This window comes from Kitasatospora sp. NBC_01246 (assembly GCF_036226505.1).
Classification (GTDB): Bacteria; Actinomycetota; Actinomycetes; order Streptomycetales; family Streptomycetaceae; genus Kitasatospora.
The window spans coordinates 26,870-45,212 of record NZ_CP108486.1 but is presented as its reverse complement, the minus strand read 5'-3'; the positions used below and the strand labels follow the sequence as shown (position 1 = coordinate 45,212).

Sequence of the window (18,343 nt, the reverse complement as noted above, 5' to 3'; positions counted from 1 at the left end):
GGCGCTGCACCGAGAACGCTATGCGAGCGGGCCGGAACAGGCGTGAGCCCCCGCGCCGGTCGGCGCGGGGGCTCACGGTCGGGAGCAGGTCACTTCACGATCATGTGCTCCGGGTGGCGGCCGTGCATGTGGCTGACACACTCCGGGCAGTCCTCCCGCCAGCGGAGGTGGGCGTGCACCTCGCGGGAGGCGTAGGCGTGCAGCCAGCACTGACGGCACTCCCCCTTGGGCGGGTTGTTCGCCTTGTCGTTCCCGATCACCTTCTGGTTGTTGGTCATCGTCGTCTCCTTCGGCTGGTCGGGCGGCCGTCCGCTGGGGGGCCGGCTGCCCCGGGAGTGGGGCCGGCGGGCCGGTTCGGCCCGCCGGGGGTGAGGCGGTTTCCGGGTGGTCAGCTGAACTCGCTGAGGTCGACGGCGGGCGGCGAGCTCGGCGCGGGCTGCTCGCCCTTCCGGGGCCTGCGGGGCTTGCGGACCGGCGGCCGGGCGGCACGCTCGACCCGGACGGTCGCGCGCTCGGCGGCGCGCTCCCACCGGATGGTCGCGGCCTCGCTCCGCTTGGCCTCGGCCTCGGTGGCCTTGGCCTGCCGGTTGGCCTCCTTCTCGGCGGCCTGGGCGGCCCGCTGGGCCTCCTTCTCGCGGAACCCGTCGGACCGGGCTGCCTGGGCGGCGGCGGCCGAGCGGTCAGCCAGGCCGAGCTTGACCCGGCCCTGCACGTGCTGGCCGCCGACTTTGACGCCCTCCTTGGCGGTGGCGATCGCTTCGGTGACCGGCCGGGACACGGCGGCGGTGGTGGTCGCGGCGGCCTGGGCGACACCGGCGACGGCCTGGGCGGTGCCGGCCACGGCCCCCGCGACCTGGCCGACGGTGCCGACGGTCGCCGCGGCCAGGTTGATGGTGGCGGCGAGAGTGCCGCCGCCCCCGGCCGGGCGCCGGACCGGCGCGGCGGCGGGGGCCTTCGCGGCGGCGGCCTTCTGCAGGGCGGTCTGCTTGCCCTTGCCGCCCGTGCGCTCCTTCGCCATCGAGTCCTTCGCCAGGACGCCGGTCACCTTGGCCTTGGCTTCGCCGCGGCCGGCCTCGATCTCGAACTTGCCTTCCTTGTTGTAGCGAACCGAGGTGACCACCTCAGCTGGCACGGCGGCGTGGGTGAACTCGTGCCCGGCGCTGCAGTGGATTCGGGCCTGGGACTCGGTGTGTCGCTTGGGGCGGGTCAGTCGGTGGTTGGTGACTGACCCGCACTTCGGGCAGGCGACTTTGGAGCCGTTGGCGATCAGGGGCCCGGCGAGGGCGGTCGTGGGGCGGGCGAACCAGCGTGCCATCTGCGGTCTCGTCTTTCTGGTCGTGGTGGTGCGGGCCGGGGAGGGCCTGGGTCAGGCGGGGCGGTGGTGGAGGATCTCGGCGAAGCCTTCGCCGGGGAGGGTGGCGACGGCGGCGAGGGCGAGGGCGTGCTGGCGGCGCACCTCGTCCTCCGGCACGCGGGTGGCCGGCGGCCGGGCGGCGTTGCGCTGCAGGCAGACCTCCAGCTCGGTCCCGACCAGCAGAGCCACGGGGCGCACACCGAACTGGCGGGCAAGGCCGACCAGTTGGGCACGGTGGTGGATGTCGACCGACGTCGAATCGGTGTAGGTGGTGGCCCCGCGCCGCAGGCGCATCGTCAGCAGCAGGTGCTGGAGCACCGCCGCGTCGGGCGTCGCGCTCTGGTCGCCGGGCTCGGAGACCCCGGCGCGCAGGGCGTCCAGGCTGACGACCCGGTGGGGCGGGACGGAGCCGAGCAGGGTGGTCTTGCCCGCCCCACTGGCGCCGATGAGCACGACCAGGTCGCCGGGCCGGGTGCTGGCCAGCCAGCGGGCGGTGGTCTCCTCGGCGGCGGAGACCGTGATGGCCTGCCAGGGGGTGGTGCGGCCGGTGCTGGACATGGTGAATGCCTCCGTTGGTGAAGGGGTGGGCGGTCAGAGCTGGATGTTCTGCGAGCCGCCGGTCATGTGCTTGATCCGGACCTTGCGGGCCTCGATGTACTGCTGCGGGGCGACCACGACGGTCTTGGCGACCGCGGCCGCGGTGCCGAGGTCGGCCCCGGCCCCCGGCGCGAGAGCGGCCGGTCCGGTGCCGGCACCCGCCGCGAAGTGCTTGACGATGAGGGCGGCCAGGGCGAGGGTCAGCACGGCGCCGCCCGCCCCGGCGGCGAGCTGGCCGAAGCTGACCACCAGGGATCCGAGGCCCTCCAGCACCTGGCCGAGCCCAGCCCCGACTCCCCACGCGGCGACGCCGCCCCCGGCGAGCCAGGCCCCGCCGGCCAGGCCGCGACCGACCATCGGGTCCTCGCTCACCCGGTACGCGGGGCGCTGGGCGGGCTGGACGATCACCGGGCTGGGGACGTAGGCCGGGACGGTGCGGCCGTCGGGGAGGAGCACGTGCTGGACGGTCATTCCGGGGTGGCCGGGCGGGATCGGTGCCGGGGCGAGCGCCTGGTGCCCGAAGGCCACGGGGAGGGGCGCCGGCAGGGCGGCCGGGGTGTAGACCGGGGTCTCGTACGGGTCGGTGCCGGTGGCCTGCCACATGATCGTGCTCCGCCTCTCGGGGTGTCCGGACGGTGTCCGGGTGGGGTGGTTTGTGGGTGTTTGTCCTGGTCAGCGGGGTGTCCGGACGGTGTCCGGGGGCCTCGGAGGCGTCCGGCGACGGACACCTCGCGGTGGGGTCCGGACACCGTCCGGACACCCCGCGACCTGGGGTTTTACGGGGCCGGACACCTGCCCGGACACCCGTTTTGCCCCGTTATGCGCCGATTGCGGCGAGGACGTCGGCGAGGGCGAACCCGCGCGCCTGGCCGTCGGTGTCCTTGGTGCTGGCCAGGCTCCGGCCGGTCCCGGCCAGGGCCTTCTTGAACTCGCCCGCCAGGCGGGTGCCGACCCGGGTCGACCACTGGCGGTCGCTCTCGTCCGGCTGCTGTGCCCACCCCGCGGAGGGGTCCATCACGTGCAACAGCTCGGCGATCCGCACACTCGGCAGGAAGGCCGGGTTCCCCGCCTTCTCGAACGCCTTGCGGATCTGGGCGAGGATGCCGCGCGAGCCGACCGCGGGGAGCATCGGCAGGCCCATGCCTGCGGTGCCGCCGGCCGCCGAGGTGCGGCCGGTCCGCTTGATCAGGTACTCCTCGATGGGGTCCTCGAACTGGCCGGGCAGGCGGCCAGCCTCGCCGCGCAGGTTGTACCCGGCGTCGATCGCCACGCGCAGGTCGTCCGACTTCTCGCCGTCGATCAGCATCGAGCGGGCCTGCTGGATGCCGACGCCCTCCATGTCCAGGTAGCCCAGGCCGCGGGCGTCCTTGCTGATCTCCTCGGCCTTGTATCCGGCCCCTGACATGCCATCGCCGAGAATCGCGTTGGTGCCCTTGTAGTTGGAGGTGCGCATGCACCAGCAGTTCGCGCACTGGCTCCGGATGATCTCCGGGATCGTCTTCACGTTCGGGTACTGGGTGGCGAGGAACATCAGCACGCCGAACTGCGCACCCTGGGCGGCGATCAGGATCATGGCGTTGAGGATCGCCTCGCGCAGGTCGTCGTCCAGGTCGCCGTCGCCCACGCCGGTGTAGGTCTGGAGCTCGTCCACGCCCACCAGCTCGACCGGGAAGTCGTGGAGCATGTCCTCGGCCAGCACGATCCGCCGGGCCTGCATGAACTCCCGCTCGCGGCGCTTGATCTCGGTGACCTCGGCCTCCAGCAGGTACAGGAGCCGCTGCGGGTCGCGGTTGAACATCGTGGCCGCGATCTTCGAGTACTGGCCGTGCTCCGGCGGCTTGCCGTCCGCCAGCCGGATGTTGATCCGCACGTCCCGGCCGGCGCCCACCACCAGGTTGCGGATGCCCATGCCCTTGCCGGAGCGGGTCGCACCGCCGATCAGGGTGTGCGAGTCGCGGATCGGCACGTGAATGATCGTTCCGCGCTTGCTGAACGCGAGCGGCACGCCGTCCCGCCAGGCGTTGAGCGGCCCGAGGTAGGACACCAGCGGGGAGCGCCGGGGCGACTCGAACGGGTCGGCCTTGGTGTGCCAGATCGAAACCCGGTTGACGGTGCCGGCCTTGCGGATGTCGATCCACTCGGTGTCGATGCCCAGGGCCCCGGCGATCGGCTCGGCCTTGCCGATCACCGTCTTCGCGGTGACGTTGTCGGGCAACTTGAGGGTCAGCTCGATGCCCTGGCCGTCCTTGTCGCGCATCGGCAGGCCGATCATCTCCACCGCCTGCTCCTGCTTGAGGACGCCGACGATCCGCAGGATCTCGGTCACCCGGGCGAGGTCGAGCGGGCGGTCGGGGGCGTTGAGGGGCTGCACGTCGGTGAGCTGCCACACCTCGCCCTCGGGGGCGTTGCGCTGGCGCTCCCACCGGCCCAGGACCAGCAGCGCGCCGTAGGCGAGCAGGCCGGCCGGGGAGGCCGCGAGCAGGCCGTAGACCAGGGCGACGTACAGAGCGACGCCAACGTACGTGCCCAGGCCGAGGGCGGCGGCGATCGTACGGGGCTCCCGGCGGCGCTTCTTCGCCTCGGCCTTGCGCTCGGCGCGCAGATCGGCGAGGTCGGAGCCGGCGCCCTTGGTGCGCTTGGCCGCGTGGATGGCCTCGCGGTACTCGGCGGTGGCGGTGAGGTAGCCGTACACGTCGCGCAGGGTGACCCACCCGCCGAGACCGGCCGTCAGGGTCGCGCGCCACAGGTACTTCGGCGCGCGCACTCCGTGGTAGGCGCCGAGGTTCTTCGTGGTCTCCCACGTGTCCACGACCGCGGCCTCGAAGTGGTTGCGGGAGGCGAACACCTCGGGAAGCACGGGACGGTAGGGCTGGTGGCGCCAGGCGGTGCGCTCCTGGGCTCCGGACGGGGACGGGATGACCGTGCCGGTGAGCACCTCGGTCTGCTCCTGGGCGGCGCCGTCGTACACCGAGTCGGCTTCGGCCGGCTGGACAGTGAGCGTGCCGATCCCGGCGGAGGCGCGGCCGTGGTCGGACCCGGCGATCGCGGCGTGCTGCATGTCGCCCTGGAGCCGGGCGAGGGCCTCGGGGCCGAGGCGCTTGGTGAAGTCGACCACCAGGGCGTCGGGGCCGGTGTCGAGCCCGGGGGTTTGAGTGGCGTCGGACATGGGACGTTCTCCTCGGTTCCGTGCGCGGCGGGGAAGGGTCGGGGTGGCGGGGCCCCTCGCGGTGACGGGGCCCCGGTTCGTGCGGCGGGCCAGCATGCTGGCGTGCTGGCGTGCTGGGGTGGTCAGATCCAGCTGGCGGTGGCGCCGGTCTCGCTGGTCTGGCCGGCCTGCAGGCGCTGGCTGCGGTGGGCCAGCTCGCGCAGGTCGTCGGAGCGCTCCTTGGCGTAGAGGGCCAGGTTCAGCTCCACCTCGGCGCGGTGGCGGGTCGCGCTGTTCTGGTTGAGGCTGGCGGCCTGGCGGTAGTGGCCATCGGCCTTGGCCAGCCAGGTGCCCGCGGCCTGGATCGCGGCGTCGGTGTCGAGCAGCTCGTTGGTGGTGTCCACGGCCATGTCGGTGGCCCCTTCTCGGTCGGTTCGGGTGGGTGCTGCGGGGTGCCTTCCCGTGCCGCTTCCCGGCTTCGTCGGGTGGCCCGCCCCGCGGTGGCGGGCGGTCACAGGCCGCGCTGCACGGCCGCCTTGCGGACGCGGATCGCGTACTCGTTGGCGCCGCCGCCGATCGCGTCGCGGACGTTCGCGGTGGAGAGCTTGCTGACCGATCCGAGGGCGCGGGCGAGGGTCAGCGCCTTGGCGATGTCGGTCTCGGAGACGGCCTTCTGCGGGGTCTTGCCAGCGGTCCGCCCGGATGCCCGCTTCCCTTTACGCCCAAGGGCTCCGGGGGTGTCGGAGGGCCCTCCGGAGGGGGCCTTCGGGGCGACTGCGGCGGGGGTGCCGCCGGGGTTGTCGTCGCCGTCGGTGGTGGTGCCGAGCGGGCTGCGGTACATCGAGCCGTACGTGCCGGTGAACTCGGCGAGCAGGGCGTCGGGGAGGGTGTCGGGGAACAGCGGGTCGCTGTCGGTGTCGAGCGCGGCGGCGTCCACCATCGACTTGCGGGACTGGGCGCGCAGGGCGACCAGAGCGGGGGTCAGGCCGGCCTCGGTGGTGCCCCGGTGGATCTGGCGGGCCATCGCCCACGCCTGCTCTTGCGTGAGGGCGCCGTACTCGGCGTCCGCCAGGATGACCGCGGCGGTGGACCAGAGGTCGGGGTGCAGGCGCTTGCGCTCCTTGGTGTGGAGCTTGCGCTGCTTGTCCTCGGCGCGCTCCTCCTTCGTCCGGCGGCTCTGGCCGTGTCGGCCGACGCACCGGAGCTCCCAGAACGCGACGCCGGCGATCGACGCGGCGCCCATCACCAGGCCGAACCAGTCGGTGAAGCCGCCGTTGTGCGAGATGTTGATGGCGGCCGCGACGGCGGCGCACCCCCACATCGCCACCCGATACGGGGTGACCGGCCGGCCGTCCTTCATCGCCCGGGACGCGCCGACGGTGGCGGACCAGGCTCCCAGCTCCAGCATCAGCGCCAGGGCGGCGGCCGAGCCGGGGTCGGTCTTGCCGGTGAGCGCGCCCACCTGGGAGCTGATCGCGGGGATCACGGCCAGCAGGATCAGCGCGACCGAGAACGCGGTGTCGGCCTCGGCCGCCAGCCAGCCTCGGGCGGCGGCGACCTGGGCGGCGCGGCGCTGGGCCCGCTCGGCCCGCTCCCGCCGGGTGCGGCCCTCGGCCTCGCGCTTGTCGCGCCGGACCTGGTCCGCGCGGTCGGCCTCGGCCTGGCGCTGGAGCTCGGCGGCCAGCTTCTTGTCCTCGCGGGCCTGTTCGGCGCTCTCGCGCTTCTCGCGCCGCCGCTCCTCGTAGTAGTCGCTCATCATCGGGGGGTCTCCTCGGGCCGGGGCACGTTGGGGAAGGTGTCGTGCAGCAGCTGGGCGGTATTGCGCATCAGGTCGATGTCACCGGTGCGCTTGGCGTCGTGCATGATCTGCGCGCGCTCGATCACGCGGGCGGCTGCCGGGGCGCCAGGCGCCCGGTGGGGGGCGCTCACCGGACCGTCTCCGGGTCGGCCGCCTCGACGGTCTCGACGGTCTGGAGCTGGGGGTAGAGCCGGGTGTAGTCGATCAGCCGGACATCGAAGATGCGCTCCACCTCGACCGGGTCCACACCGACGGAGATCATGTGCTCGATCGCGTCGACGGGGGTCTCGTAGTGGGGAGCGTTGTCGATCGGCAGCGGGCCGGCGTACTTCCACCAGGCGGTGGCGCACACGTCCGCGGCGAAGGCGACCGCGAGGGCGATGGTGGCGGCCGTGGGGCTGATCCGCAGGGCGCCGAGCTCCAGGACCCACGCGAGGCCGAGCGCGGCGGCCAGGCCGACGCTCTTGTTCGTGCTGGTGAGGAAGTTGAACGTGGCGTCGCCGACGGCGCGGCGGGCGACCATGACGGCGGTCTGCAGGGCGGTGGTGATCGGGTTCATCGGGGGCTCCCGGAAGTCAGGGGGTGGACGGCTGGGTGGCGGCACGGGCCGCGTCGGCAATGCGGTTCTGCTCGGCCTGCCGGGCGAGCTCGGCCTGGTGCTGGGCGACCTGACGGGCGAGCTCGTCGGCGGCGGCGCGGGCCTCGGCGGTGTTCATCGGCCGGCCCGGAGGAACCAGTGCAGGCCGAGCCAGCCGAGCAGGTAGAGCGCCAGGCCGGCGGCGAGGTTGACCAGCACCGGCTCCCCGGCGGCGATCCGCTTGTAGGTCATCCACCCGGCAAGGGCGAGAATGGCCAGGTCACCAACCATGATCAGCATGCTGGCGTGCTTGCTTGCTCGCCTGCTGGCACGCTTGCTCCCCGCGCTGGGGCGGCGGGCGGCCATCAGCTGGCCCCAGCGCCGGGCCGGACGCGGAAGGTGCCACCGGCGGGGGCCTGGGCGGCCGGGGCGGTGTGCGCCAGGGTGTCGACGGCCAGGATCACCAGGACGGCGGGGACCAGCAGCAGGCGGACGACGGGGCCGATCTCGACGCCGAGCAGCCACAGGACCAGGCCGACGGGGGCGAGCACGCGCAGTCGGGTGACGATGCCGAGGACCAGGTCGCTGGGGTTGATACCGAGGGCGTTCACGCCGCCGCCCCCGTCCCGGGTCGGGCGCCGGCCAGCCAGGGCTTGGCGGCGAGGGCGGCCGGGATGGTCGGGCGGAGCACGGCGACGTCGGCGCCGGCGGCCAGACGGGCCGAGCGGGCGGCGGTGCCGAGGGTGCGGACGTAGATGTCCGGGTCATCGGCGAGCATGTCGCGGGCGGCGGCCAGGCGGCCGGCCTTCTCCTCCGCACTCTCGCCGGTCAGGTCGTCGGCGTAGGCGAACAGGTCAACGCCGAGGTGGAACGAGAGCTCCTCGACCTCGTCGGCCGTGGCCAAGACGCTCATGGGCGATTCGGTCCGCAGGGCGGAAACCGGGATGATGGTGCGCATCGGTAGATCAACTCCTCATCGTGGTGAGGGGTGCCGTCTGCCGAGAGCTGCGGGTCAGGGGTCGCATCCCTGATCCGCAGCGCCCGTTTTGGGCGTGGATGTAGTGCAGGTTTTCGCTCACCTTCCCGGGGTCGCATCCCGGTCCGGCTGGCGATGTGATGACTCTGACAGCCGATCTGAGGGGTTGTCAATAACGACACCGTTAACGCTATGCTGAGGCCATCGCCGACTCCGAAAGGGCCGTCATGCCTCCGCAGAACACCCACAAGTGGCAGCAGCTCGCCGAGCAGCTCCGTGGCCAGATCGCCGATGGGACCTACCCGCCGGGGAGCCTCCTCCCGCGCCAGGTGGACCTCGCCGCCCAGCTCGGATGGTCCGAGGTGACCGTCCGCCGGGCCTACGCCGTCCTGCAGGCCGAGCAGCTGGTCACCAGCACCCGGCACCGGGGCACGGTCGTCAACGAGCCCCCGCACCTGTCCGGCCGCGACCGCGCCCTCGCCGTCCGCCGGACCGGCAGGATCTACAGCCCCGGCGAGTACGCCAAGATCACCTCTGCCGAACTGGTGAGCGCGCCGGACGACGTCGCGGCCATCCTCGGCATCGAGGCCGGCGCTCCTGCGATCAAGCGGGTCCGTGTCACCTTCGGAGCCGACGACAAGCCGCGCTCTGCCTCCACCAGCTGGTACGACGGGGCCCACGCCGAGGCCGCGCCGGAGCTCCTCGTGGCCGATCGAATCACCGCCGGATCGTGGCGCTACCTGGAGATGCAGGTAGGTCTCCAGGCCGTGGACGGGTCCGACTCGATCGACACCCGGCTTGCCACGCCCGAGGACGCTGAGGCGCTCGCGCTGGAACTGCCGGCCGCCGTGAAGGTCTCCTCCACGGTGTTGACCACCGCCGACGGCATCGTGGTTGAGTACGGGATCAGCATCTCGGGCAGCGGCCGTAGTTCGAACTACGACTACGCCCTGCCCGCCAGCAACTAGGCCGCCCTGGTGGGGCCGGCTGCTCTGCTGGCCCCACCAAGCGAACCAAGCAGGAGTCCTCCGATGGCAGATACCAGCACAACAGATCGGCTGGAAGAGTGTTCCGTCAACGCCGAACGGGTGTACCGGGAACTCGCCAAGAGAGCCGTCCGGGGGGACGGGCTTGACCTGATGCCGGTGATCAGTGAACTCGCGGATGCGCTGGAGCTCAGCCGCCGCATGGTCACCGACGCCTACCAGGAGCTCAGCGAGGCGGGTCTGCTGACGACGCGCCGGGTCTACGCCCTGCAACCTGACGACGGAGACGTTTAGCCGTCGACCGGGTATGGTGGCTGCCGGTGATCGTTGCGTGACCTGCAGCTCACCGCCACAGTTGTGCCCGGCCGCATGGTCGGGAGAAGTAGAAACCTTGCCTGGCTGCGACGGCTGGGCAAGGCAAAACCCCCGCGGCATCCTGCCTGCGGGGGCTCACCCGGGACTCGTCTGATCTTGGCGGACTGGCCGAGTTCCCTTGAAATAAGTCGTCGCACTGGAATGACGACCCTTTTTCTGGCGCCGGCCGGTTGGTGTGCGGCTCCGTTTGGAGTCCAGACCCACCGCCGTATCCCAGCGCTGCCTCAATGGTACCGGCAGCGCACCTCTCGGGAAACCGCACCAGTGAAGGAGTCGCCAGGTAGCGGCGGCGGAGGCACTGGTACATGCGTGTTTTCAGCCGTTTCTCGACTGTCCGGCCTGGTGGCGGGTCCGCCGGATGCAGCACGGGCATGATCAGCCGAATGGGTGGCGTGTCGTCGCCCGTCGGCACTGGCACGTCGGCGGTGACCCGATGACCAACGCGTTCGGGATCGAAGAGTCCGGGACCGTCCTACGGGCCACGGGGGCCAAGGCCGTCACGGTCTACCGGGGGATGACGTTCGGCGGCATTCTGGTCCACGCCCTCGACCACCTGGTGCTGACGCACATTCTCTTCGCCATCGCCAGCGGCGAGCCGCTGACCCCGCCGATCCTCTGGAAGCGGCTGCAGAGCCTCGGCATCCGCAGCTCGAAGAACGACGACATCCTGGTGGGCCGAGGATCGGTGTACGAGTCGTTCGCCCGGATCATCGCGGCCGGCTACATCCACCGCGTCCAGCTCCCGGGGGAGAACGGCAGCGGCTTCGGCCCCGTGGTGTACCTCGCGTACGAAGACCCGGCGGACAACCCGGACCACGGGACGGGCACCACTTCGCCCGAGACGCTGGCCCGCGCGCAGGCACAGGTGGCTGCGCTGGCCTTCGCAAAGTCGCAGGTCATCCCGCTTACCGAGTGCCAGGAAGCACAGCGGCCCGATAGTGCGACGAATGGCATTTCTGCAGGTCAGACCGCTTACCGGGTGCCAGGAAGCGGGGTGCCCGCTTCCCGACAGCCGGTAAGCGGGGCGAAGGGTGTTCCCGCAGGTCAGACCGCTTACCGGCTGTCGGGAAGCGGGGAACTTGCACCCCCCCACACCCCCCCGGAGGTTAAAACCCTCCCTTCTTTCCCTCACACCACACCGGTCCCGCCCGTCGCGGCTGAGGCCGGACCGGGAGGGGGAGGGATTCGCTCCGCGACAACCAAGAAGCCCTCCCGGGCTGAGGCCGCGGCGTTGAAGCTGGCAGCGTTCGAGTTCCTCCGTAGCCTGCCGGGGCCCTGGGAGTGCGGGATCACGGTGGCGAAGCGGACCACGAACCTGCTGGTGCAGGTCCACGTAGACCAGGGGTGGCCGCTCGGGCCGGAGCTGGTGGCGGCCCTGACGGAGGAGAAGCGCGGGGCCCGGCCGATCGACAGCTACCCGAAGACCTTGGCGTACCGGCTCGGTGCCCTCCCCCGCTACCGGCCCGCTGCTGGCGGCCCGGACGCCGACCAGGCAGCGGCCGGCCTGCTGGAGCCGTGCCAGTACCACCCGAAGCGTGAGGCCAGCACCTGCACGATCTGCCTGGCCGGCCCGGACTACGCGGCCGAGCAGGTCCTGGCCGTCCCGGCTGCCCCGGTTGAGGCCGAGCCGGTGGACGAGACCGCGGGTGCCGAGGTCCCGGCGGCCGTCCGGGCGCTGTTCACCAAGACGGCGCGCGGGGCGATCCCGACCAGCCGTGACGCGCGCAGCCGCCAGCGCACCGGCCGCGCCGCCGGCTACCGGAAGAAGCTGGCCATGGATGCCGAGTCCGACGCGGCGGACCGCGCCGGGAAGCTCGCGCAGCTCGAAGAACTCATGCGGGCCGAGGCCGCCGCCGAGGTCTGAGCACCCCGGACAGCATGAAGGCCGCCGGTACAGCCCTGCCAGGCCCCGGCGGCCACCGATCACACCCATCTCTCGAACAGGAACGATCTGATGACCAGCGTACCCACGCAGAACCTGCCGGAGCCGACCGAGGGCCCGGAGTCGGAGCCGTTCGACTGGAGTGACAGCACCGAGTCCTCGCCCCGCAGTCGGCGCGGCGACGACGGCCAGGGCGAGGGGTTCGAGCGGGTTCCCCCGCAGGACCTGGACGCCGAAGTCTCCACCCTGGGTGGCGAGTTGCTGTCCAAGGACGCCATCTCGGACGTGCTGGAGGTACTCAAGCCCGGCGACTTCTACCGCCCGGCGCACGAACTGATCCACAGCGCCATCCTCGACCTGTACGTGGCGGGGGAGCCGGCCGACCCGATCACGGTGGCGGCCGAACTGACCAAGCGCGGTGAGCTCGCCAGGGCCGGCGGTGTCTCCTACCTGCACAAGCTGGTCAACTCGGTGCCGACGGCGGCGAACGCCGGCTACTACGCCGAGATCGTGGCGGAGAAGGCGGTGCTGCGGCGCCTGGTGGAGGCCGGTACCCGGATCGCCGGCATGGGCTACGCGGGCGAGGGCGACGTGGAGGAGATCGTCAACACCGCGCAGGCCGAGGTCAGCGCCGTCACCAACATCCGCACGGAAGAGCAGGTGATCCGCACCTCCACCAGCATGGAGGGCACGATGGACCTGCTGGAAGCGCTGGGTAAGCGGGAGAAGGGCAAGCTGTCCGGCGTGCCGACCGGGTTCGCGGACCTGGACGCGGTGACCAACGGTCTGCAGCCCGGCCAGATGATCCTCATCGCGGCCCGTCCGGCCATTGGGAAAAGCACCCTAGCTTTGGACGTTGCCCGGGAAGCGGCCATCCGGCACGGGATCGGGGTGGGCATGTTCAGCTTGGAGATGTCCCGGGACGAGATCAACATGCGGTTGCTGTCGGCCGAGGCCAAGGTCGCGCTGCACCACATGCGGTCCGGCAACATGACCGAGGACGACTGGACTCGGGTCGGGCGCCGGCTGCCCGAGATCAACGACGCCCCGCTGTGGGTGGACGACAGCCCCAACCAGTCCATGATGGAGATCCGGGCGAAGGCCCGCCGCCTCCACCAGCGCGAGGGCATCGGCCTGGTGATCATCGACTACCTGCAGCTCATGCAGTACGGCGGCCGCCGGGCGGAGAGCCGCCAGCAGGAAGTCAGCGACATCTCGCGGGGCACCAAGCTCCTGGCGAAGGAGCTCGGGGTGCCGGTCATCGCGCTCTCCCAGCTGAACCGCGGGCCCGAGCAGCGCACCGACAAGAAGCCGGTGGCCAGTGATCTGCGGGAGTCCGGCTCCCTGGAGCAGGACGCGGACCTGGTCATCCTGCTGCACCGGGAGGACGCCTACGAGAAGGAGAGCCCCCGCGCGGGCGAGGCCGACCTGATCCTGGCCAAGCACCGAAACGGCCCGACCGCCACGATCACGGTGGCGTTCCAGGGCCACTACTCCCGCTTTGTCGACATGGCCCCCGAGCACTGATCGAACAGGCGTTCGAGAAAGGAGAGGCGATCATGACCACCGTTTCGGGCCGCGTCTACACCCGCACCCGTCCGCGCGGCTTCGCCGAGTGGGCGCCGCGCGCCGCCACCCTCGACCTGCTCGACCAGGTCAAGGCCGTGCTGCACGAGAACCGCGAATACCTCCCGATGACCGCCCGCCAGGTCTTCTACCGCCTGGTCGGAGCCTTCGGGTACGACAAGACCGAGAAGGCGTACGACCGGCTGACCGAGACGCTCAACCGCGCCCGCCGGGCCCGGCTGATCGACATGCACGCCATCCGCGACGACGGCGGCAGCGTCAGCGCGCCGTTCGGCTACGACGGCCCCGAGAGCTACTGGGACAGTGTCCGGGGCGGTGCCCGGTACTACTGCCGGGCCCTGGACGCCGGCCAGCCGACCGCGGTCGAGCTGTGGGTGGAGGCGGCCGGCATGGTGCCGATGGTGGCCCGGGTCGCCCACGACTACGGGGTGACGGTCTACTCCAGCGGCGGGTTCGACTCGGTGACCGCCAAGTACGGGGCCGCGATGCGGATCACCCGCCGGGAGGTGGCCACCAGGGTCCTGCACGTCGGCGACTACGACCCGTCGGGACTGTCCATCCTGGACAGCGCGGCCGAGGACGTCGCCGCTTTCGCCCGCGACGACCTGGTCCGCGAGCTCACCGACGGCTACAGCGAGCTGACCCGGCAGGAGATCCTCGACGGCCACCGGCAGCCGACGTTCACCCGGCTTGCCGTGACACCGGAGCAGATCCGCGAGCACCGTCTGCCCTCCGCCCCGCAGAAGGGCACCGACCGGCGCGGCGAGCACATGCACGCCACTGTCCAGGCCGAGGCGCTGAGCCCGACGCAGCTGCTCGACGCCGTCCGGACCGGCATCGAGGCGGTGGTGGACCTGGCGGTGCTCGCCGAGGTCCGCGAGCAGGGCGAGCGCGAGCGGGAGGAGATCCTGCAGCGCCTGGAGGATCTGGCGATCTGAGCCGGACAACGTGAGGCCCCCCGGACACCGTCCGGGGGGCCTCCTCGTCAACTGGCCTTCGCTTGGGGCGAGTTAGACGTCCGGAAGGGCGTCGCGGTAGAAATCCTCCTCGTCCGGCTCCCGTACGGTGAAGTCGAGCGGCAGTTCCTCCTGGGCGAGCCCGCCGGCCACGGCCCGCACCGCCTCGCGCAGCAGGTCGCCCGTCGTCACGATCTGGGCGCGCAGCCGCTCCCGTTCCTCCAGCGCGGCCCGGGTCGCCCGCGGTGCGAGCACCGCCGCCAGCGCGGCCAGGACGGCGGGCACGCCCTTGGCCTGTGCCCGCTGGAGCCTGATCTCCGGGGCCTCACCCCACTTGTCGGCCCACTTCCGCAGCTGCTCGATCACCTCCCACGTGTGCCAGTACACGGCCCGTCGCAGTTGCTCCTCCAGGTCGGCCGGGAGTTCAAGGCGCAGAGTCGCCTTGAACCCGCCCTCGCCGCGGACGTGGCCGTGCCTGCGGTCGGTGTCGCCCACCGGGCGCCCCCGCGACATCGTGCCGGGAGGCACCGGCTCGTAGTCGCCGGCCAGGCCGCGCTCGGCCAGCACCTGCCGCAACCCGGCCGCGACCATGAGGCTTCGGTTGCCGATCAGTTCGCCGCTGGCCCGTCGGCGGGCCAGCTCGGCCCGGACCTCCTGCCGGGCCTGAGCCCGATCCGCCCGGGTGGGCAGCTCCTCGGCTGCCGCGCGCGCCTTCTCCAGCCAGCGCTTCTCGACCGCGAAGTAGTCGGCCGCCGCCTCGTCAAAGGCGGCTCGATCGGCCGGTTCCAGTGCCAGCACCGTCATACCCATGGGATTAGTTTCTGCGTAGATAAACCAAAAGGGAAATCGGCGGACCCGAACCCCCGCCCCAGTCAGCGCAGTTCACCCTGACTGCCCCGTGCACGTCGTGAAGGCGTACGAGAGGCGGCAACCAGTGCGAACGGCGGGAAACGAAAGCACGTAGATAAACCGTCCGGCCGCGCCGGAGGCGCTTGCGCACCCCAGTTTTTCTACGTAGATAAACCTGGATTTAGACAGCCGCCCGAGGGCGGCCGAAGCGGAGCGGCGCCGCGCACGGGGCCAGTGGCGGGCCAACTGCCTTGCCCTGCGGCTCCGTACGGGCCGGGGAGGCCCCGTGCACAGCACCGCGCGGCATCACATCTGCCGTCCCCGACCACCCACCCCGGCCGGTCGCGCCGGTGGGGCTGAGCAGAAAAGACCTGAAAGGAAGGCCGAAGGAGGTGCGCGGCGAGCACCGAATCCGGGTGCGGGCTGTGCGGCCCGCGCTGCTCCGTCCCCGCCCCCTCGGCCGCGGGGCGGCCTCACGGGCGGTGCCGGGCGCGGCCCGCCCGGTGGCTTCGGTCAAGGAAAGAAGGCGCTTCGCGCCGCTACCTGGAAGGGCCGGCCCCGGCGCGCGGGAGACTTGAGGGTTGAGGAACATCCGACCGGAAACCGGCGTCTGTACTCTCCGTAACCGCCAGTCGCAGATAACAGCCCAATATCTGCGGTACCGGTGATGCTGAGCTGCGATTCTGCTCGCGTTGGACTGCGCGAAGCGGCCCCGTTATCTGTGGCAAGCCCGCTGGCGCCGGTCTTCGCTCCGTTGTTCCTCGACCCCCGACTTCACCTCGGGGCGGGCCGGCGCGGCTGGGCGTCAGCGGAACGGTGACGCCCAGCCCGGGGCCGGGCGTCGGCACCGGCGATTGCACGGCAGGCCGTGCATCCGGCCCGGCGGTGGACGGCCGGGAACATCCGTTCCGAATCGTGCGCCAAGACCGTGCCCCGGCGCCGCCCCGGGCCGATAGGAAGAACGGGGCCTGCCCCGCAAGGGGGACGGGCCGGACTGAGGGAGGCAGCGGTGGATCAGGACCTGCGAATCGGGGCGGCGACGCGCGAGGGGACGGGTGGGCCGCTCGCGGACGCGACGGCTACCTACCGGTCGGCACTCACCGGGCGGACGGCGGTGGCGGTGGTCGACGGGATGGGCCACGGCGAGGACGTCGTGCGCCTCGCTCCCCTGCTGGCCGAGACGGCCGTGCGCGTCGGCGCGGTGCGCGGCGGCCTGGCCGGCCTGCTGTCAGCGGGGCTGCTGCTGGCTGACCCGGGCCACCCGGACGCGGTCGGCGTCCTGGCCGTGACCCGGTCGGACGGCAGCGGCGCCGAACTGGTCTGGGCGGGTGACTGCCGGGCCTGGCGCTGGGACGGCGCGGTGCTGCAGCAGCTGACGACCGACCACAACCTCGCCGCCTACCTGGGCCGGGCCGCCGGGGCGGAGGTGCCCGTACACGCCCTGGCCGACTTCGTCGGCGTGACCCTGGGCAGCGCGGTGCCCGCCACCGTCCCCTTCGTCTCGGTGCCCGCCGGCGACCGTCTGGTGCTGACCTCGGACGGCGTGCACGATCAGGTGAAGGCCGAGGTGCTGGAGCGCCTGGTGCGCGAGCACGCCGACCCGCAGGCCCTGGCCGAGGTCCTGGTCGCCGCCGCCGAACCGGGCGCGGACGGCTGCCGCGACGATGCCACCGCTGTCGTCCTCGACCTGGTGCAGCCCTCGGCGGAACGCTGATGGCCGGGGAGCTCGACCGGCGGCTTCGCCTGTTCGAGACGGTAAGGGCGATCCCGTACGCCACCGACGGCGCGCACGACGCCGACAGCCTCCTCGCGGCCGGCCGCGGCGACTGCCTGGCCAAGTCGGCGTACCTGGGCCGCGAGTTCCGGCGGCTCGGATACCCTGTCCGCCGGGTCCGCTGGCTCTACCGGCTCCCCGCCGAGCCCGCCGAGGTCCTGCTGCTGGCCAGCCGGGAGGACGTCCACACCGCAACCGAGGTGCGCATCGGTGACCGCTGGGTGCTCGTGGACGCCACCTATGACCCGCCCCTGGCTCGGGCCGGGTTCACCGTCGCCACCTGGGACGGCCACCACGACACGCTGCCCGCCCACCCGCCGGCCGGTCCGCTCTGGCGTCCCGGCGACGGCCCCGAGCCCGTTTCCCTCCACCCTGGTCCCGGCGGACCCCGCTACCGCGAGGCGTTCAACACCTGGCTGCACTCCGTGAGGGGGCCTCGGTCCCCGGGAGGCTGAGGCGTCACCGTTCCGCTGACGCCGTGTCGCGCGGCACCCTAGGCTGCGGCCATGACTACCACTGAGCGAACCCGGATCGAGACGGCGGCAGCCACCCGCGAGGGCTCGACCGCTCCCTCGGGCGACGCGACCGCTCTCTTCGTCCTGGCGGACGAGACGGTCGGGGCCGCCCTGGTCGACGGCATCGGGCACTCCGACCGGGTGGCCCGCACCGCCGGCCTGCTGGCCGAAGTGGCGGCCCGGACGGCCGCCCGCCGCGGCGTGCTCGCCGGGCTCCTGGGTGCGGGCGAGCTGATCGCCGACCCCGGCGCCGGTGACGAACCCGAGCCGGACGCCGTGGCGGCCGTCGCGGTCACCGCCCCCGGCGACAGCACCACCCGGGTGGCCTGGGTCGGCGACGCCCGCGCCTACGGCTGGGACGGCGAGCGGCTCACCCTCTACTCCACCGACCAGACCATGGGCCAGTGGGTCCGCCAGCACAACGAAGTGCCGGCCGAGATCGCCGCGCACCACGACGCCTGGGTGCGGGTCTCGCTCTCCACCGCCGTGGTCGCCACCGTCCGCGAGGTCGAGATCCCCGACCCGGTGGTGATCCTCACCAGCGACGGCGTGCACGACAGCGTCGACCACCAGACCTTGGAGGAACTGGTGGGCAGGGTCCTGCGCGCCTACGGGCACAACCCCGGTGCGCTCGCCGAGGCCCTCGTCGGCGCGGCCAGGCGGGTTCGCGGCGGCGACCGGGACGACGCCACCGCCCTGGTGCTGATCCACCAGGGCCCCGGGGACCGGTGACGCCCTCCCCCGCTCCCCCGCCGGGCCGTCAGCGAACCGCTGACGGCCCGGCGCCGTTCGGGCGTCCGGGCCAGGGCCGCCCGTCCTGAGCGATGGCGGGGTATGGCTGGCCGCCTGCCCGAGATGTCGCCCCGACACGGCCGGCTGTCGGGCCGGGTTGTCGCCCTGCCCCCTCCCGACAACCCGGCACCCGCCACCCGACACACCGCATGTCGGGTGGCTTGTCGCCGTGTCGGGGGA

The 18,343-nt window shown here is 72.4% G+C and carries 22 protein-coding genes; 8 read left to right on the top strand and 14 right to left on the bottom strand.

What is annotated here, in order from left to right; translation table 11 throughout:
- Nucleotides 1–89: 89 nt before the first annotated feature.
- The 13 genes from OG618_RS37750 to OG618_RS37690 form a co-directional block, all read right to left on the bottom strand.
- Nucleotides 90–278 (bottom strand): pRL2-8, encoded by a 189-nt coding sequence (locus tag OG618_RS37750; RefSeq protein WP_329492543.1) that lies wholly within the window; start codon nt 276–278, stop codon nt 90–92.
- 110 nt (nt 279–388) lie between these two features.
- Nucleotides 389–1,315, bottom strand: coding sequence for a hypothetical protein (locus tag OG618_RS37745; protein ID WP_329492542.1), 927 nt, complete (start codon nt 1,313–1,315; stop codon nt 389–391).
- A gap of 51 nt (nt 1,316–1,366) precedes the next feature.
- The gene (locus OG618_RS37740; RefSeq protein ID WP_329492541.1) at nt 1,367–1,912 is read right to left on the bottom strand and encodes an AAA family ATPase; all 546 of its coding nucleotides are present in this window, start codon (nt 1,910–1,912) and stop codon (nt 1,367–1,369) included.
- Between the two features lie 33 nt (nt 1,913–1,945).
- Nucleotides 1,946–2,554, bottom strand: a complete 609-nt coding sequence (locus OG618_RS37735) for a hypothetical protein (RefSeq protein WP_329492540.1) — start codon at nt 2,552–2,554, stop codon at nt 1,946–1,948.
- Between the two features lie 214 nt (nt 2,555–2,768).
- Entirely contained in the window at nt 2,769–5,117 is a 2,349-nt protein-coding gene (locus OG618_RS37730) for a hypothetical protein (RefSeq protein ID WP_329492539.1), read from the bottom strand.
- Between the two features lie 122 nt (nt 5,118–5,239).
- A complete protein-coding gene (locus OG618_RS37725; RefSeq protein ID WP_329492538.1) occupies nt 5,240–5,506 on the bottom strand; it encodes a hypothetical protein in 267 nt (88 codons plus the stop codon).
- Between the two features lie 101 nt (nt 5,507–5,607).
- Complete coding sequence (locus OG618_RS37720) at nt 5,608–6,855, bottom strand: DUF2637 domain-containing protein (protein WP_329492625.1); 1,248 nt, start codon at nt 6,853–6,855, stop codon at nt 5,608–5,610.
- Nucleotides 6,852–7,025, bottom strand: coding sequence for a hypothetical protein (locus OG618_RS37715; protein WP_329492624.1), 174 nt, complete (start codon nt 7,023–7,025; stop codon nt 6,852–6,854). Before OG618_RS37715 ends, OG618_RS37720 begins: the two co-directional genes overlap by 4 nt.
- On the bottom strand, nt 7,022–7,453 hold the full coding sequence (locus OG618_RS37710; protein WP_329492623.1) for a hypothetical protein: 432 nt from the start codon (nt 7,451–7,453) through the stop codon (nt 7,022–7,024). The genes OG618_RS37715 and OG618_RS37710 overlap by 4 nt, the downstream gene beginning before the upstream one ends.
- A gap of 16 nt (nt 7,454–7,469) precedes the next feature.
- Nucleotides 7,470–7,610 (bottom strand): hypothetical protein, encoded by a 141-nt coding sequence (locus OG618_RS37705; RefSeq protein ID WP_329492622.1) that lies wholly within the window; start codon nt 7,608–7,610, stop codon nt 7,470–7,472.
- Nucleotides 7,607–7,771 carry a hypothetical protein gene (locus tag OG618_RS37700; protein WP_329492621.1) on the bottom strand — a complete coding sequence of 55 codons (165 nt, stop codon included), beginning with the start codon at nt 7,769–7,771 and terminating at the stop codon, nt 7,607–7,609. Before OG618_RS37700 ends, OG618_RS37705 begins: the two co-directional genes overlap by 4 nt.
- 65 nt (nt 7,772–7,836) lie before the next feature.
- Entirely contained in the window at nt 7,837–8,082 is a 246-nt protein-coding gene (locus tag OG618_RS37695; protein ID WP_329492620.1) for a hypothetical protein, read from the bottom strand.
- The gene (locus OG618_RS37690; RefSeq protein ID WP_329492619.1) at nt 8,079–8,384 is read right to left on the bottom strand and encodes a hypothetical protein; all 306 of its coding nucleotides are present in this window, start codon (nt 8,382–8,384) and stop codon (nt 8,079–8,081) included. Before OG618_RS37690 ends, OG618_RS37695 begins: the two co-directional genes overlap by 4 nt.
- Before the next feature lie 290 nt (nt 8,385–8,674).
- Here OG618_RS37690 and OG618_RS37685 point away from each other — a divergent pair, with 290 nt between their 5' ends.
- The 5 genes from OG618_RS37685 (at nt 8,675) to OG618_RS37665 (ending at nt 14,215) form a co-directional block, all read left to right on the top strand.
- Nucleotides 8,675–9,415 carry a GntR family transcriptional regulator gene (locus tag OG618_RS37685; RefSeq protein WP_329492618.1) on the top strand — a complete coding sequence of 247 codons (741 nt, stop codon included), beginning with the start codon at nt 8,675–8,677 and terminating at the stop codon, nt 9,413–9,415.
- 63 nt (nt 9,416–9,478) lie between these two features.
- A complete protein-coding gene (locus OG618_RS37680) occupies nt 9,479–9,727 on the top strand; it encodes a hypothetical protein (RefSeq protein WP_329492617.1) in 249 nt (82 codons plus the stop codon).
- Between the two features lie 514 nt (nt 9,728–10,241).
- Nucleotides 10,242–11,672, top strand: coding sequence for a hypothetical protein (locus tag OG618_RS37675; protein WP_329492616.1), 1,431 nt, complete (start codon nt 10,242–10,244; stop codon nt 11,670–11,672).
- Nucleotides 11,673–11,762: 90 nt separating this feature from the next.
- Complete coding sequence (dnaB, locus tag OG618_RS37670; RefSeq protein WP_329492615.1) at nt 11,763–13,217, top strand: replicative DNA helicase; 1,455 nt, start codon at nt 11,763–11,765, stop codon at nt 13,215–13,217.
- A 32-nt stretch (nt 13,218–13,249) separates the two neighbouring features.
- Entirely contained in the window at nt 13,250–14,215 is a 966-nt protein-coding gene (locus tag OG618_RS37665) for a hypothetical protein (protein ID WP_329492614.1), read from the top strand.
- A 72-nt stretch (nt 14,216–14,287) separates the two neighbouring features.
- Here the strand turns inward: OG618_RS37665 and OG618_RS37660 are convergent, their stop codons facing one another.
- Nucleotides 14,288–15,043 carry a hypothetical protein gene (locus OG618_RS37660; RefSeq protein WP_329492613.1) on the bottom strand — a complete coding sequence of 252 codons (756 nt, stop codon included), beginning with the start codon at nt 15,041–15,043 and terminating at the stop codon, nt 14,288–14,290.
- A 1,048-nt stretch (nt 15,044–16,091) separates the two neighbouring features.
- Between OG618_RS37660 and OG618_RS37655 the strand changes: the two genes are divergently transcribed.
- From OG618_RS37655 to OG618_RS37645, 3 genes are read left to right on the top strand one after another with little or no spacing between them, the layout of a single operon-like run.
- A complete protein-coding gene (locus tag OG618_RS37655) occupies nt 16,092–16,796 on the top strand; it encodes a PP2C family protein-serine/threonine phosphatase (RefSeq protein WP_329492612.1) in 705 nt (234 codons plus the stop codon).
- The gene (locus OG618_RS37650) at nt 16,796–17,311 is read left to right on the top strand and encodes a transglutaminase domain-containing protein (protein WP_329492611.1); all 516 of its coding nucleotides are present in this window, start codon (nt 16,796–16,798) and stop codon (nt 17,309–17,311) included. Before OG618_RS37655 ends, OG618_RS37650 begins: the two co-directional genes overlap by 1 nt.
- A gap of 51 nt (nt 17,312–17,362) precedes the next feature.
- A complete protein-coding gene (locus tag OG618_RS37645) occupies nt 17,363–18,103 on the top strand; it encodes a hypothetical protein (RefSeq protein WP_329492610.1) in 741 nt (246 codons plus the stop codon).
- The last annotated feature ends 240 nt before the right edge of the window (nt 18,104–18,343 follow it).

Coding starts and splice junctions, on each gene's coding strand:
- OG618_RS37685 (WP_329492618.1), top strand. CDS start 8,675: ATGCCTCCGCAGAACACCCACAAGTGGCAGCAGCTCGCCGAGCAGCTC.
- OG618_RS37725 (WP_329492538.1), bottom strand. CDS start 5,506: ATGGCCGTGGACACCACCAACGAGCTGCTCGACACCGACGCCGCGATC.
- OG618_RS37700 (WP_329492621.1), bottom strand. CDS start 7,771: ATGCTGATCATGGTTGGTGACCTGGCCATTCTCGCCCTTGCCGGGTGG.
- OG618_RS37680 (WP_329492617.1), top strand. CDS start 9,479: ATGGCAGATACCAGCACAACAGATCGGCTGGAAGAGTGTTCCGTCAAC.
- OG618_RS37690 (WP_329492619.1), bottom strand. CDS start 8,384: ATGAGCGTCTTGGCCACGGCCGACGAGGTCGAGGAGCTCTCGTTCCAC.
- OG618_RS37665 (WP_329492614.1), top strand. CDS start 13,250: ATGACCACCGTTTCGGGCCGCGTCTACACCCGCACCCGTCCGCGCGGC.
- OG618_RS37675 (WP_329492616.1), top strand. CDS start 10,242: ATGACCAACGCGTTCGGGATCGAAGAGTCCGGGACCGTCCTACGGGCC.
- OG618_RS37740 (WP_329492541.1), bottom strand. CDS start 1,912: ATGTCCAGCACCGGCCGCACCACCCCCTGGCAGGCCATCACGGTCTCC.
- OG618_RS37710 (WP_329492623.1), bottom strand. CDS start 7,453: ATGAACCCGATCACCACCGCCCTGCAGACCGCCGTCATGGTCGCCCGC.
- OG618_RS37645 (WP_329492610.1), top strand. CDS start 17,363: ATGACTACCACTGAGCGAACCCGGATCGAGACGGCGGCAGCCACCCGC.
- OG618_RS37660 (WP_329492613.1), bottom strand. CDS start 15,043: ATGGGTATGACGGTGCTGGCACTGGAACCGGCCGATCGAGCCGCCTTT.
- OG618_RS37745 (WP_329492542.1), bottom strand. CDS start 1,315: ATGGCACGCTGGTTCGCCCGCCCCACGACCGCCCTCGCCGGGCCCCTG.
- OG618_RS37650 (WP_329492611.1), top strand. CDS start 16,796: ATGGCCGGGGAGCTCGACCGGCGGCTTCGCCTGTTCGAGACGGTAAGG.
- dnaB (WP_329492615.1), top strand. CDS start 11,763: ATGACCAGCGTACCCACGCAGAACCTGCCGGAGCCGACCGAGGGCCCG.
- OG618_RS37735 (WP_329492540.1), bottom strand. CDS start 2,554: ATGTGGCAGGCCACCGGCACCGACCCGTACGAGACCCCGGTCTACACC.
- OG618_RS37720 (WP_329492625.1), bottom strand. CDS start 6,855: ATGATGAGCGACTACTACGAGGAGCGGCGGCGCGAGAAGCGCGAGAGC.
- OG618_RS37705 (WP_329492622.1), bottom strand. CDS start 7,610: ATGAACACCGCCGAGGCCCGCGCCGCCGCCGACGAGCTCGCCCGTCAG.
- OG618_RS37750 (WP_329492543.1), bottom strand. CDS start 278: ATGACCAACAACCAGAAGGTGATCGGGAACGACAAGGCGAACAACCCG.
- OG618_RS37730 (WP_329492539.1), bottom strand. CDS start 5,117: ATGTCCGACGCCACTCAAACCCCCGGGCTCGACACCGGCCCCGACGCC.